This window comes from Pseudoalteromonas sp. NEC-BIFX-2020_002 (genome assembly GCF_013002825.1).
GTDB classification, from domain to species: Bacteria; Pseudomonadota; Gammaproteobacteria; order Enterobacterales; family Alteromonadaceae; genus Pseudoalteromonas; species Pseudoalteromonas neustonica.
Genome location: NZ_JABEPJ010000005.1, coordinates 204,253 through 217,187 on the forward strand (window position 1 = coordinate 204,253; position 12,935 = coordinate 217,187).

Annotated in this window: 13 protein-coding genes; 8 read left to right on the plus strand and 5 right to left on the minus strand. The window is 40.5% G+C overall.

Annotated features, from left to right (window positions below; genetic code table 11):
• The 4 genes from bepA to HJP15_RS08170 are packed head-to-tail and all read left to right on the plus strand — an operon-like array spanning nt 1 to nt 2,881.
• Nucleotides 1-1,461, plus strand: coding sequence for a beta-barrel assembly-enhancing protease (bepA, locus tag HJP15_RS08155; RefSeq protein WP_054205476.1), 1,461 nt, complete (start codon nt 1-3; stop codon nt 1,459-1,461).
• 54 nt (nt 1,462-1,515) lie between these two features.
• Nucleotides 1,516-1,863 carry an arsenate reductase (glutaredoxin) gene (gene arsC, locus HJP15_RS08160; RefSeq protein ID WP_054205477.1) on the plus strand — a complete coding sequence of 116 codons (348 nt, stop codon included), beginning with the start codon at nt 1,516-1,518 and terminating at the stop codon, nt 1,861-1,863.
• A complete protein-coding gene (gene wrbA, locus HJP15_RS08165; protein WP_054205478.1) occupies nt 1,863-2,417 on the plus strand; it encodes an NAD(P)H:quinone oxidoreductase in 555 nt (184 codons plus the stop codon). The genes arsC and wrbA overlap by 1 nt, the downstream gene beginning before the upstream one ends.
• Nucleotides 2,414-2,881: a DUF2069 domain-containing protein gene (locus HJP15_RS08170; protein ID WP_054205479.1), complete on the plus strand. Its 468-nt coding sequence runs from the start codon at nt 2,414-2,416 to the stop codon at nt 2,879-2,881. The genes wrbA and HJP15_RS08170 overlap by 4 nt, the downstream gene beginning before the upstream one ends.
• Nucleotides 2,882-3,305: 424 nt before the next feature.
• Here the strand turns inward: HJP15_RS08170 and HJP15_RS08175 are convergent, their stop codons facing one another.
• The 3 genes from HJP15_RS08175 to metE form a co-directional block, all read right to left on the minus strand.
• Nucleotides 3,306-4,643 carry an ankyrin repeat domain-containing protein gene (locus tag HJP15_RS08175; protein WP_064435997.1) on the minus strand — a complete coding sequence of 446 codons (1,338 nt, stop codon included), beginning with the start codon at nt 4,641-4,643 and terminating at the stop codon, nt 3,306-3,308.
• 238 nt (nt 4,644-4,881) lie between these two features.
• Nucleotides 4,882-5,484 (minus strand): MlaC/ttg2D family ABC transporter substrate-binding protein, encoded by a 603-nt coding sequence (locus HJP15_RS08180; RefSeq protein ID WP_064435998.1) that lies wholly within the window; start codon nt 5,482-5,484, stop codon nt 4,882-4,884.
• A gap of 587 nt (nt 5,485-6,071) precedes the next feature.
• Entirely contained in the window at nt 6,072-8,345 is a 2,274-nt protein-coding gene (gene metE, locus HJP15_RS08185; protein ID WP_170173465.1) for a 5-methyltetrahydropteroyltriglutamate--homocysteine S-methyltransferase, read from the minus strand.
• Nucleotides 8,346-8,635: 290 nt separating this feature from the next.
• On the opposite strand from metE, the gene HJP15_RS08190 reads away from it, so the two are divergent.
• Both HJP15_RS08190 and HJP15_RS08195 read left to right on the plus strand, forming a co-directional pair.
• Nucleotides 8,636-9,523, plus strand: a complete 888-nt coding sequence (locus HJP15_RS08190; RefSeq protein ID WP_054205483.1) for a LysR family transcriptional regulator — start codon at nt 8,636-8,638, stop codon at nt 9,521-9,523.
• 52 nt (nt 9,524-9,575) lie between these two features.
• The gene (locus HJP15_RS08195) at nt 9,576-10,340 is read left to right on the plus strand and encodes a YdcF family protein (protein ID WP_054205484.1); all 765 of its coding nucleotides are present in this window, start codon (nt 9,576-9,578) and stop codon (nt 10,338-10,340) included.
• 28 nt (nt 10,341-10,368) lie between these two features.
• Here the strand turns inward: HJP15_RS08195 and HJP15_RS08200 are convergent, their stop codons facing one another.
• Complete coding sequence (locus tag HJP15_RS08200; RefSeq protein WP_170173467.1) at nt 10,369-11,121, minus strand: Nif3-like dinuclear metal center hexameric protein; 753 nt, start codon at nt 11,119-11,121, stop codon at nt 10,369-10,371.
• Nucleotides 11,122-11,270: 149 nt separating this feature from the next.
• On the opposite strand from HJP15_RS08200, the gene HJP15_RS08205 reads away from it, so the two are divergent.
• Nucleotides 11,271-11,633 (plus strand): hypothetical protein, encoded by a 363-nt coding sequence (locus HJP15_RS08205; protein ID WP_064436001.1) that lies wholly within the window; start codon nt 11,271-11,273, stop codon nt 11,631-11,633.
• A 30-nt stretch (nt 11,634-11,663) separates the two neighbouring features.
• Here the strand turns inward: HJP15_RS08205 and HJP15_RS08210 are convergent, their stop codons facing one another.
• On the minus strand, nt 11,664-12,140 hold the full coding sequence (locus HJP15_RS08210; protein WP_170173469.1) for an HPP family protein: 477 nt from the start codon (nt 12,138-12,140) through the stop codon (nt 11,664-11,666).
• Between the two features lie 100 nt (nt 12,141-12,240).
• Here HJP15_RS08210 and HJP15_RS08215 point away from each other — a divergent pair, with 100 nt between their 5' ends.
• The gene (locus HJP15_RS08215; RefSeq protein WP_054205488.1) at nt 12,241-12,858 is read left to right on the plus strand and encodes a TetR/AcrR family transcriptional regulator; all 618 of its coding nucleotides are present in this window, start codon (nt 12,241-12,243) and stop codon (nt 12,856-12,858) included.
• Nucleotides 12,859-12,935 lie beyond the last annotated feature (77 nt).

Here is a 12,935-nt window from a genome sequence, read left to right on the forward strand (position 1 = left end):
ATGCAGCTAAAATCAGTCTTTATTACACTATTCAGTGCCTTTTTAACGTTTAGTATCCTGATCAGTGAACCATTAAAGGCGCAAACCAGCTTTAAACTTCCTGATCTTGGCACATCAGCGCTGCAAGCTTTACCGCTTGAAAAAGAACAAGCAATCGGTGCAGTAATGATGATGCAAATTCGTGGTTCATCACCGGTAGTAAGTGATCCCGTTTTAGATGAATACTTAACAACAATTGGCCGTAAATTAGTTGCCAGTGCCAGTGATGTACGTTTTCCATTTTCATTTTTTTGGATAAATAACCCCGAAATAAATGCCTTTGCTTTTTATGGTGGTCATGTCGGGGTACATACAGGTTTAATAGCACAATCAGATAACGAAAGTCAGTTTGCATCTGTACTTGGCCACGAAATAGCCCACGTAACCCAACGCCATCTAGCACGTCGGATCCAGCAACAACAAGATAATAGTGCCCTGACAATAGCGGGGATGATCGCTGGTATTCTTGCAACTGTCGTGTCTCCTGATGCTGGCCTAGCGATTATTTCAGCCAATCAAACACAAGCGGCCTTCAGCCAATTGACTCATAGCCGCTCAGCCGAGCAAGAAGCCGATCGTATTGGTATGCAAACGCTAAATAATGCGGGGTTTGACCCTTACGCCTCAAGTGAGTTTTTAACTAAGCTCGCAGCACAAATTCGTTACAAATATAAACCCCCAGCCTTTTTACTTACACACCCCTTACCTGAAAGTCGCGTGTCTGATGTACGCCTACGAGCCCAACAATTTGATAAACGTCAATTACCTGATAGTTTAAACTTCAACCTTGCAAAAAGCCGCGCTATTGCCCGCTATCAATATGAACCTGTTGCAGCTGAAAACTTATTTAGAAAACTGCTTCGTGAAAACAGTTTTTATAATACTGCCGCACTTAATTATGGTTTAGGTATTAGTTTGCTCGATCAAAAAAAGCTTGCTGAAGCTGCACCAATTTTAAATGAGTTACTAGCCAGCGATCCAAAGAATTTATTTTACATTGATACGTATACTGACTTACTTATTGCACAAGAAAAAGCGGCTGATGCCGTTAAATATTTAGCACCGCTGCATCAAAATCGTCCTAATAACCAAGTAATCACACTAAATTATGCCAATGCCGCAATAGAAGCTAAGCAATATGATGTTGCCGAACGAATATTAAAGTCATTTTTATTAGAAAAACCAAATCATAACTTAGGTAAGCAATTAATCACTGACACATTTAAAAAACAAGACAATTTAGCCGCTTACCATGAAGCAAATGCCGACGTATATGTTCAATATGGTGCTTATTTGAAAGCTGCTGACGAAGTCCAAAAAGCATTAAATTTTGTAAAACCTGAAGAATTAAATAAGCAGCAGCGTCTCAAAGCATTACTTACGCAATACCGACAAATGCAAAAAGAACTCGCGAGGCTTTAAGTCTCGCGCCGCTTGCCTTAAAATAGCCCTACTTTATCTCATTGGATTGTTACTATGCCTGTTACTATTTTTCATAATCCGCGTTGTTCAAAATCGCGTGAAACACTTGCTCTACTTGAACAAAAATCGATTCAACCAGATATTATTGAATACCTTAAAACTCCATTAAGCCAAGAGCAGATCTGCATTTTGATTAAACAGTTAGGTTTTTCTTCTGTACGTGAACTAATGCGCACCAAAGAAGATATTTATAAAGAACTTAACCTCAAAGATGAGCTCAATGAAGATACTCTAATTGCCGCTATGGTTGCGCACCCAAAATTAATTGAGCGCCCTATTGTCGTCAATAACGATAAAGCGGCGATTGGTCGTCCACCAGAACATGTACTAAGCATACTTTAATGAGTGTAACCATTGTTGTTTTGTACCACTCAAGCCATGGCTCTGTCGCAGCAATGGCTCATGAAATTGCTGAGTCCATTGAATCTCAAGGTGGTACAGCATTATTGCGAACATTTGAAGTAAGAGACCCGCACGATATCGTGATCAGTAAAGATGATTTGATTAAGTGCGATGGTCTAGCTTTTGGTACCCCGACTCGATTCGGTATGATGGCCTCACAAGCGAAAGCTTTTTGGGAAACAACCAGCGAGTTGTGGTTAAAAGGGCAATTAATTGATAAACCAGCCTGTGTATTTTCATCATCCAGTAGTATGCATGGTGGCAATGAGGCAACGTTGCTCAACTTATCATTACCCTTGTTGCATCACGGTATGATGCTAATGGGCGTGCCTTATGAAGTACCGGAACTGCTTGCAACTCAAACCGGTGGCACTCCTTATGGAGCAACTCATGTTGCTGGTGCTCAAAATAGCGCTCAATTGAGCAAAGATGAAATAAAAATTTGTCAAAGTGTTGGTCAACGCTTAGTCAAAATAACGAGAAAATTACAATGACATCGCAAAGCGATTTAAGTCCTCAAACCATACCTAAAAAAGCGATTACAGTACGCTTTCAACGCACTGCTATTATCGGCTATATTGGCTTATTAGTATTAATGCCTATTTGGTTATTTCTAATTGCACCACGAGAAGGCTATAGCAACGGGTTTATTTTTGTTGTTTATATTTTACCGCTCCTATTACCACTCAAAGGCATTATCCAGGATAAACCCTACACTTATGCATGGGCAAATTTCATTGTCATGCTGTATTTCATTCATGGCCTCACGTTACTGTGGATTGCTCAAGATCAACTGCTATGGGTATTATTAGAATTGCTGTTTGCAAGTATGATGTTTGTAGGCTGCACTTACTACGCACGCCACAGAGGCCAAGAGCTAGGATTGAAAATTAGAAAGCTAAAAGATGAATTAGCACAAGAAAAAGCTGAGCAAGAATACGATCGAAAAAATCAGTAAATATATTTCGAGTACTCTCATTAAAAACGCGCCATTTGGCGCGTTTTTAATTTTAGAAGCTAGGGCGTGTTGACCTTTCGTGATTGATTTTGCAGCAGTCTATTTGGTATTTAGGCAAGGCAGAGCCTATGTCGTGTGGTTGTTCCCCATAAATAGGCGATAACACAGTATAAATGCCAAACATGCGCTGCCCAAAAGGTTCTTCCTAGGGGCGATTGACTCTTTGTTGCCTACACGGATGTAGGTAAGGGGCGTGAGCAGGACGCACAAGCTTTGCTCGGTTTTTACTTATTCTCACATGGATGTGAGCCAGTAGAATAACGCAGGAGCAGTTATCGTGCCCGCTAGGTTACAAACCTCGCGCCGCGATTAAATCGCCCCTAGATTGAACGAATTCCAATCCACAAAGGTCAACACGCCCTAACTAAACGAGCCCGCTTAACGTTGCTAGCGCGACAATACTCGCTAAACCTAGCTGCCCTACTAAGCTAAACAATGAAAAACACCTTAATACAAACAATCCCCAAGGATGTTTAATATGTGGATATAATGCACACCGCTTTAAGCTCATCGCAAAGAAAAAACACACTAATGAAAACATCGTCAATGTTAGCGTTATTTCACTTTTACCTGACAAAGAATCATCAAAGAAGAAAAACAACTGAAATGGTAATAATAAAGTAACTATCGCATGTAGCCCGTGGACTTTCTTTATTCGCGTAAACTGACCATCTGGCGATAACTCTTTAATACCAAAATCACGTTCCAAGCATTTTACTAATTGTGTCGCTTTTATACTAACAGCAAGTCGATAACAACTTAACCCGTCAATATTTTGAGTCCTAAAATCATAACCTGATTTAAGTAATAGCACCATCAGAGGCTCATTTTTAGCAAACACAGCATAATGTAGTGCCGTATTACCTAAACTATCTTGCTGCTTTTTATCTTGTTGCTCCAAGAGCGTTTGAACCAAATTTACATACCCTTTCTCAACAGCCCACATAAAAGCCGTTTTTCCATTCTCATCAGCTAACGTCCCCGTTGCACCTTGTTCAATAAAGCGCATCGCCATTGTCTGTTTTGCAGTTTTAAAACTCAAATGAGCAAGTAAGGCCTGCTCTAATAGCATGACCGAATCAACATCCGGTGAAACTTGAGTCAGCAAAGTAAAATAGTCTTTACCACCTGCGACTTTTTTAGCCGCCAATTCACTTAGTTGCGAAACAGAATCAATTGAGTCAGGAATAAAACAGCTAAAACGCTCACGAAAATCAACTTCTTTCCATAAAGCTAACGCATCTTGCGCACTCACTTTGCTTGCTGATGATAAAGCGTGCTCAATAACCGTAAAATAGCGTTTAGAAAAAAGTTGAGAGATCAACGATATTGGCGTTTTAATTGCAGCTTGTCCGGCAACACTCGCATACTTTTCAAGACGCTGACAAAGCATAAGCACTAAGCTTTCTGGGGTATATTCATTATCATAATAATGATTTTTTGCAGCGTTAATATAATGCTGTGCTGAATCGTCATATTCACAAATATGCTGAAAATAACACTCTTCAAATGGCTCAAGTGGCGTTAACCAAGTTAAATAATAGATGGGAGGTAATACAGTGGTACAAACGCCATCGTCTTCTTCATTAGAGCGACAGGCTGGCCATGCTTCTAAAGCATCCAAAATGAATGCACCGTTTTGCTCAATAAGTCCTTTGACTAACAACGGGTATTCTTTAGGCCAAATAAGTACATTTTCCATTAAAAAAACATAACTCCAGTGTCTATCTTACTCAGGTATAAAGGTCAGTTCGCGAGTTTAACAACACCAAACTGACACTGCGCTTAATATAATAATTTATAGGCGCTTATTCTAGCACACCTTGATCGACACGCTAGCGCAAAGAGTGTGATTTTAAAAGAATAATAATGGTATTAATATAAAGCGACAAGTCACTTTCGTAACTTATCGCTTCTGGTTGGAGGCGGGATAAAAGTGCTTATTTACTACTCAGTTCGCGAGTAACTTGGTCAAGCCCTACTTCAGAAATACGTTGAATCACTTCTTTTTGTTTAGCACTCAATAAGGAAATACCTTCAGCAACGATATCATATACTTTCCAGCTACCATCTTTACCGTGGCGAAGTTTAAAGTGCAGGTCTATTGTTGGGGCTTGTGAATCTATAATTTGTGTTTTTACTGTTGTAAAATCCCCGGTGGTGACATCATTATTTTTTTCAAATTTGATCTCTTGCCCGGTATATTTCATCAGTGCACTGGCGTATGTCATTGTCAAATAGTGCTCAACCGCACTAATAAACCCTGTAGCTTGCGCCCGCTCTATGCCTTTAATATGCTTACCTAACAATTTGTATGAAACAAACTTCACATCTATATGCGGCATTAAATGCTTACTTACAATGGCTGACATCTCATGCTTTGACGCATTACCTTGGCTATTAACTTTACCTATATCACTAAATAATTGGTCCCCAATAGAGACTAATAATTGCTGTGGATCTTTTGCTGTTTGCGTCTGAGCCATCAAAGAAACGCTAAAAAGTAAAGTCAGTAAAAACACACCGCGGCTAAGTAATTTCATGTTGATTAGACCCTTAATAATTCTGATACGCTAATTTACTTGCTCACTAAGAGAATAAAAAGACACAATAGTGAACATAATTAATGCCAATCAGGCACCAATCAATTTAATTCTTTACTATCATAATGTTAGATAGAAACGACAACTACACATAAAACTAAACAAAAAACCCTAGGGCGTGTTGACCTTTCGTGATTGATTTTGCAGCAGTCTGTTTGGTATTTAGGCAAGGCAGAGCCTATGTCGTGTGGTTGTTTCCCATAAATATGCGATAACGCAGTGCAGTATAAATGCCAAACATGCGCTGCCCAAAGGGTTCTTCCTAGGGGCGATTGACTCTTTGTTACCTACAGGGATGTAGGTAAGGGGCGTGAGCAGGACGCGGAAGCTTTGCTCGGTTTTTACTTATTCTCACATGGATGTGAGCCAGTAGAATAACGCAGGAGCAGTTATCGAGCCCGCTAGGTTACAAACCTCGCGCCGCGATTAAATCGCCCCTAGATTGAACGAATTTCAATCCACAAAGGTCAACACGCCCTAGCAATATTACTAGGGCTTAACAGCGTAAAGAGGTTTACTTTAAGCGTTTACTTTAGTTCTTCACGCAGTTCTTTAGTCGCTTTAACCATGTTATCAAGTGCTTGGCGGGTTTCTTCCCATCCACGTGTTTTTAAACCACAATCTGGATTCACCCACAAACGCTCAACGGGTATTTTACGCGCGGCTTTGTGGATTAACGCTTTGATCCATGCAGTATCTGGCACGTTTGGTGTGTGAATATCGTATACACCAGGGCCTATATCATTTGGGTAATCAAAGTTTTCAAATGCATCTAGTAGCTCCATGTTTGAGCGTGATGTTTCAATAGTGATCACATCGGCATCCATATCCGCAATAGCGGCAATAATACCGTTAAATTCCGCGTAACACATGTGCGTATGTATTTGTGTTTCGTCTTTCACACCACTGGCTGACACTCTAAATGCATACGCTGCCCACTCTAAATAGTCTTGCCATTGGGTGGCTTTGAGTGGCATACCTTCACGAAATGCAGGTTCATCAATTTGAATTATCTCAATGCCCGCATTTTGTAAATCCACCACTTCATCACGCAGCGCAAGTGCTATTTGATTTGCAATGCTTGGTTTATCTAAATCATCACGAATAAATGACCAAAACAAAATAGTGACAGGGCCTGTTAGCATGCCTTTCATTTTTTTACTGGTAAGCGACTGCGCGTATTGAGTCCACTGAACCGTCATTGCTTTTTCGCGTGAGACATCTCCCCAGATCACCGGCGGCTTCACACAGCGAGAGCCATAGCTTTGCACCCAACCAAACTGGGTAAAAGCAAAACCTTCAAGCAGTTCACCAAAATATTCAACCATGTCATTACGCTCAGCTTCACCATGTACTAATACATCTAAATCAAGCGCTTCTTGCTCTTCTACTGCGTAGCGGATTTCGGCTTCCATTTGATTTTGATAGTCAGTGGCAGATAATTCACCGGCTTTAAAATCACGACGCGCTTTACGGATAGCCTGTGTTTGTGGGAATGAACCTATCGTGGTTGTCGGTAATAATGGTAAGTTAAGTGCTCCATGTTGTTTTTCAATTCGCTGAGCAAATACATTCTCACGCTCCCCCTCTTTTACGGTTAACGCACTTACTCGTTGCTGCACTACTGCATTATTGACACGTGTTGATGTTAAACGTGCTTTTACAGGGGCTGAGTAAGTAACTAAATCACGGTTATCATTGATCTCAAGTGCTGCTTTTAACAATGACAGCTCTTGGCCTTTTTGTTTTGCGAAAGCAAGCCAGGAGCGTAACTCATCATCAAGCTTTTCTTCTTGCTCTAAATCAACTGGCGTGTGTAATAAAGAACATGACGGAGCAAGCCATAAATTATCGCCGCGCTTTGTTGCAATGTCTTTTATCGTGGAAAATACCGCATCGAGGTCTGCACGCCAAATATTACGGCCATTAACTACACCTAATGATAGAACTTGATCAGCGCTCAATAACGAATCAATCTGTGTAAAATCGACCTTAGCTGCAACACAATCAAAATGTACACCGTCAACTGGATAAGCAGCTATATCATCATAGTAAGCACTCACAGAGTCAAAATAACTAGCCAGTAACAACTTTACACCTTGACCTGCAAGTGTGTTAAAACTTGCTTTTAATGCATGGCGGTAATCATCAGACAACTCAAGAGCAAGAATAGGTTCATCTATTTGTACCCACTGAACACCTTGGCGCGCTAGCTTTACTAGGACTTGTTGATACACTGGCAACAGTTTTTCAAGTAGGCTTAATTTATCAAATTCTCTGCCCACACATTTTGCTAAGTAAAGGTAAGTTACAGGGCCAACTAACACCACTTTTGCATTATGGCCTAATGCGTGTGCATGGGTTACTTGATCAAATAACTCAGTCCAACTTAATGCAAACTGCTGATCACTGCTAAGCTCTGGCACTATATAGTGATAATTCGTATTAAACCATTTCGTCATTTCACTGGCTGCACATGAACAACCTGTAGGTGCTCGACCACGGCCGATGCGAAATAACGTATCAAGATCAACGCTACCGTCTGTTTTTTGATGCCGCTTAGGTACAGCGCCGATGAGTAATGAGGTTGACAACACATGGTCATACCAAGCAAAGTCGCCAACTGGTAATAACTCAATGCCTGCATCGGCTTGTAGCGCCCAGTTTTTTGCGCGGATCGTTTTACCTTTCTCAAGTAACTCTGCTTGGCTGATTTTACCTGCCCAATATGATTCGACTGCAAATTTAAGCTCGCGTTTTGTGCCTATACGAGGAAAACCTAAGTTATGTAATTGTGCCATGTTAAAAACTCCATTTAGCTATTTAGATGGCTAAAAACTTACACCTCTCCCTTACATTACACAATTGATGCTTCCTCCTATTTAACTTGAGGTAATTTCATATAAATATTTTTATAAATCAGAATAAATATAATGACAACGCTGTCAAATTTGATGCTATAGTGAAGTTGTAAACGTTAAGTAAAACAAATGACATTCTTTAGCCATCTAGACGTTGAAGCATCTTCAATAAAGGCGTATTATGTCTGCAATCTGAGTTAACCTCACTTATACCATGAGAATTATTAAAGATGATTGATGTAAAACATTTAAAGACCATTGCGACCTTAAAAGAAACCGGCTCTTTGGTGAATACCGCCCGCGAACTATTTTTAACTCAATCAGCTTTATCTCATCAGATTAAAGATTTAGAAAACAAGCTTGATTGCCAGTTATTTGAACGTAAAACTCAGCCGGTGCGGTTTACACCCCAAGGTATGCTATTACTTGAACTAGCGAGTGAAGTACTACCCCGCGTTGAAGCGACAAAATGCCGACTAAAGGAAAGCCTTAACCAGCCGATTTCGCAGTTAAGATTAAGTGTTGAATGCCATGCTTGTTTTCATTGGCTATTACCCACGATTAAAGAATTTAATAACTTTTGGCCTGATATTAAAGTAGATTACGAACGTGGCTTTAGCTACGACGCAATCCCTGATCTATTAAGCGACGAGTTGGATCTAGTGCTTACCTCTGATATCCGTGAACCCGATAAACTTGAATACGCACATTTATTTGACTTTAAACTTAAGCTGATTGTTGCCCCCGATCATGAACTGGCAAAAAAAGCGTACGTTACTGCTCTGGATTTGAAAAACGAAACCATTATTTCATACCCAATTCCACGCGAACGCCAAGATATATTTAAGCACTTTATTCAAAATGCACGTTTTGACGGCACCTTAAAAAACGTAGAGCAAGGCTTACTTATTTTTCAACTTGTCAGTGCGGGTATGGGCGTTGCGGCATTACCAGATTGGCTAGTAACGCCTTATGAGAGCCAAGGTTTAATCAAATCGATTCCCCTTGGCGCATTAGGGCTCACTCGCCCCATGTACCTTGCAATGAAAAAGAATATGCGGGATAACCCGGTTTATCGCCACTTTTTAAATACCTGTAAGTTAAATAACGGTCGATAAAATCAAGCGAACCCAGTAGCATACGTAAAACTCTTTTACTGATGCTACTGTGATGTTTGAACTTAAAAAAATCCTCGGCGCAATGCTCATGCCACTGCCCTTGTTCGGCCTAATATGTGCTTTGTGCTTTTTGATAGCTTTGCGTAACAACAAAGTCGCCGCATTTACTGGCTTACTCGTTACTTGCGCGCTAATGCTGATCAGCACACCGTTTATGGGCCAAAAAATAGTCGATCCTTCCACGCAACTTCAATATGTATTTAATTCTAAAAATCATTCAAAAATAGACAAGATAGTGGTACTTGGCTGCGATCTAATACCAAACCCAAACCTCAGTGCGAATAGCCAGCTGGGTAATTGTGCAAAAAGTCGTTTAGTAGAAGGCATAAGGCTTGCGTATCTTTATCCACACGCACAGCTTATTGTTTCAGGTGGGGGCTACGGCAAAGTCACCAATAGTCATTTAATGCAGCAAACAGCGATTAGCCTTGGAGTAAAAGCTAACCGTATAAAGCAAAACCCAGCAGCCATGGACACCGCCGACGAAGCTAAATTTTTAGCGCCTGCACTTGTGGATTTTAAAGTTGCGTTAGTCACATCATCGAGCCATATGCGCCGTGCAAAAGATTTATTTAACGCACAAGGGGTTGATGTAATACCCGCTGCGACTGACTTTTATGATTACTCTGCTTGGCCTGTCCATAAACAGTATGTCCCTAATGTAAATGTACTCTTAGCTGTAACACGTCAATGGCACGAAGTAATTGGCCGTGGTTGGATTGCAGTGCGCCGCTGGGTTGATCCAGAGGCGCTGTAGTTTTCAATCAACAGAATTTGACTTATTTTCAAACTGGGTTGTCTATATCAATAAAGGTAACGTCAAATCCATGTTGTTGTGCTAATAGCTCACCGAGCGCTTGGATCCCATAGCGTTCGGTCGCATGATGACCCGCGGCAAAAAAATCAATGTTTTGTTCTCGTGAACTGTGAATTGTTTGCTCTGATGCCTCACCCGTTAAATAAGCATCGAGTCCTTGGTTAGCAGCTAAGTCAATATAACCTTGCCCACCACCTGTACACCACCCTATGGTTTCAATTGGTTCATCACGCACTAAACTCACTAAGGGTTCTCGATTGAGTACCTCAGCTATTTTTTGCGCGAACTGTTCACCCGTCATAGGCGTTTTTAATCGCCCTTTTACTGCAACACTATTTGCTATCGGCTCTAAGCCGTCTGTCATTTCTAAATCGAGTAATTTAGCTAATTGTGCGTTATTGCCAATCTCAGGATGCACATCTAATGGCAAATGATATGCAAATAAATTAATATCATGATTCAGTAACGCACCAATACGGCGCTTTTTAATACCCGTGATAGGCTGTGCTTCGCCTTTCCAAAAATAGCCATGGTGCACTAAAATAGTATCTGCACAGAGGGCAATTGCAGCATCAATCAACGCTTGGCTGGCGGTTACACCTGTTACTATTTTTTGAATCCGTTCTCGCCCCTCAACTTGTAACCCATTTGGGCAAAAATCCTTAATTGAGTCAGGCTTTAAGATCGCATTTAATAACTGGTTAAATTCTCGACGTTGCATTTCATATTCCACATAAACGTTAGATTTTGTGCAAATTTTGGCGGTTATCTATTCAAAATGGAAGGGAAATCGCAAAAAATTGAAAAGTAGCCCAAAAATAGGTATAAATAGGTATTCTTAATCTGTGTTTACAACGTATAGGGTCTCTGATGAGCAAACTAGACAAAACAGAAGTGTTAAATGCCTTTGAAGCAGCATATGAAGCAGCCAATGGTAATAAACCTGAAATCACCACCAAACCTGGTTGGTACAGCATCGATGGCGGCAAAAATTTGCGCCTTGCAGAAGTTGCTGAATTAACTGAGCAGTTAACTTCAGGCGGTTCGTCTGAGAAAACAGTAAAAAAAGCGCCTGCTAAAAAAACCAAAACAAAAACGACTGTTCCAGCCGTTAAAAAAGCAGCATTTACTGTTACTACAGAAAATGAAGATGGCTACACAGCTGAAGAGTTTTGGATTGTGTACTTAGCGAGAAAAGAACATGACTGCCGCCTTCCACGCGGTGTTGTGTAATTTACAGCTAAGCAAACAAAAAAACCGCTCTTAAGCGGTTTTTTTGTGCTCACAATAAAGAGTCACTTTAACTATCAACCACGTACTCAAATAGCCACACACGACAATAAATACGGTGCCAATCAATACTGGCATAATTAAAAAGTCCCAACTTTGCCCGCTGCTTATAATTAAAATAGGATTGGCCCCTGCTGCTGGGTGAACTGTTTTAGTTAGCATCATCGCCGTTATTGCAAGACCCGTCGCTGTGGCAATATTAATAGGATCTGAGCCTATATAAGTGACAAACACGACCGCGATAAAAGCAGTGATCAAATGGCCTGCAATCACATTTTTAGCTTTTGCCAAAGGGCTATCTGGTATTCCAAAAACTAATACTGCCGTGGCGCCAAAAGGTGCCATAAGCCAGACCCCATAATTATTTACACTTTCTAAATACGCTAAAACCAACAATGTAAGCGTTGAAAACACCCCTGCAATGACAGCTTGATACGATCCATCATTCATAAATATAACTCCCAACCAAAAGTAGACCGACTTGTCTACACGCAAATGATAGACAAGTCGGTCTACTCATGTCAAGCTTACTTTTTTACAAGGAGCCATCATGGATAAGCGCACCCATATTATTAATACTGCACTGACAGCCTTCTATCAAAAAGGGATTCATGCGGTAGGTATTAATGAAATACTAAAAGAGTCTGGCGTTGCAAAAAAAACTCTTTATAACCACTTTGTCAGTAAAGATGAGTTGATTTGCGCCTGCCTTGAAGCCAGGGATAAACGCTTTAATCATTGGCTCAACGATCGGTTAAAAAACTGTGATACTCCTTTTGAAATCGCATCAGCGCTGTTTGGTTCACTCTCAATTTGGATAGATAATAAGGCCATAGAGCTTGGCGACTTTAATGGTTGTTTTTTTATTAATACTGCGGCTGAATTTCCACACAGCGACCACCCTATTGCAATACTTTGCAGTGCACACAAAAAAGCTGTTTTACAATTGCTGTTCGACAAGCTATCGCAAACAACACAATTTAAAAGCAAGTCAGAAAAAGCCAAGCAGTTAGCACAATTATTAATGACATTAAAAGAAGGTATGATCTGCCAAGCAAGAGTCATGCATTCTAGCAACCAACTATTGCAAGACCCATTATTACTACGACAACTTGTACAAAGCTATATACCCAAACCGCTTCAAGATGCAGACTTCAGCGTTTCATAGGGACTTAATATCAAGGCGTTACTTTGTTGTTAAAAAAATAAAGCGGCTATTTAGCCGCTTTTAATTAGTCTATAACG

Bases quoted from the DNA above. Each gene is read 5' to 3' on its own strand.
- bepA (WP_054205476.1), top strand. From the start codon at position 1: ATGCAGCTAAAATCAGTCTTTATTACACTATTCAGTGCCTTTTTAACG.
- arsC (WP_054205477.1), top strand. From the start codon at position 1,516: ATGCCTGTTACTATTTTTCATAATCCGCGTTGTTCAAAATCGCGTGAA.
- wrbA (WP_054205478.1), top strand. From the start codon at position 1,863: ATGAGTGTAACCATTGTTGTTTTGTACCACTCAAGCCATGGCTCTGTC.
- HJP15_RS08170 (WP_054205479.1), top strand. From the start codon at position 2,414: ATGACATCGCAAAGCGATTTAAGTCCTCAAACCATACCTAAAAAAGCG.
- HJP15_RS08175 (WP_064435997.1), bottom strand. From the start codon at position 4,643: ATGGAAAATGTACTTATTTGGCCTAAAGAATACCCGTTGTTAGTCAAA.
- HJP15_RS08180 (WP_064435998.1), bottom strand. From the start codon at position 5,484: ATGAAATTACTTAGCCGCGGTGTGTTTTTACTGACTTTACTTTTTAGC.
- metE (WP_170173465.1), bottom strand. From the start codon at position 8,345: ATGGCACAATTACATAACTTAGGTTTTCCTCGTATAGGCACAAAACGC.
- HJP15_RS08190 (WP_054205483.1), top strand. From the start codon at position 8,636: ATGATTGATGTAAAACATTTAAAGACCATTGCGACCTTAAAAGAAACC.
- HJP15_RS08195 (WP_054205484.1), top strand. From the start codon at position 9,576: ATGTTTGAACTTAAAAAAATCCTCGGCGCAATGCTCATGCCACTGCCC.
- HJP15_RS08200 (WP_170173467.1), bottom strand. From the start codon at position 11,121: ATGCAACGTCGAGAATTTAACCAGTTATTAAATGCGATCTTAAAGCCT.
- HJP15_RS08205 (WP_064436001.1), top strand. From the start codon at position 11,271: ATGAGCAAACTAGACAAAACAGAAGTGTTAAATGCCTTTGAAGCAGCA.
- HJP15_RS08210 (WP_170173469.1), bottom strand. From the start codon at position 12,140: ATGAATGATGGATCGTATCAAGCTGTCATTGCAGGGGTGTTTTCAACG.
- HJP15_RS08215 (WP_054205488.1), top strand. From the start codon at position 12,241: ATGGATAAGCGCACCCATATTATTAATACTGCACTGACAGCCTTCTAT.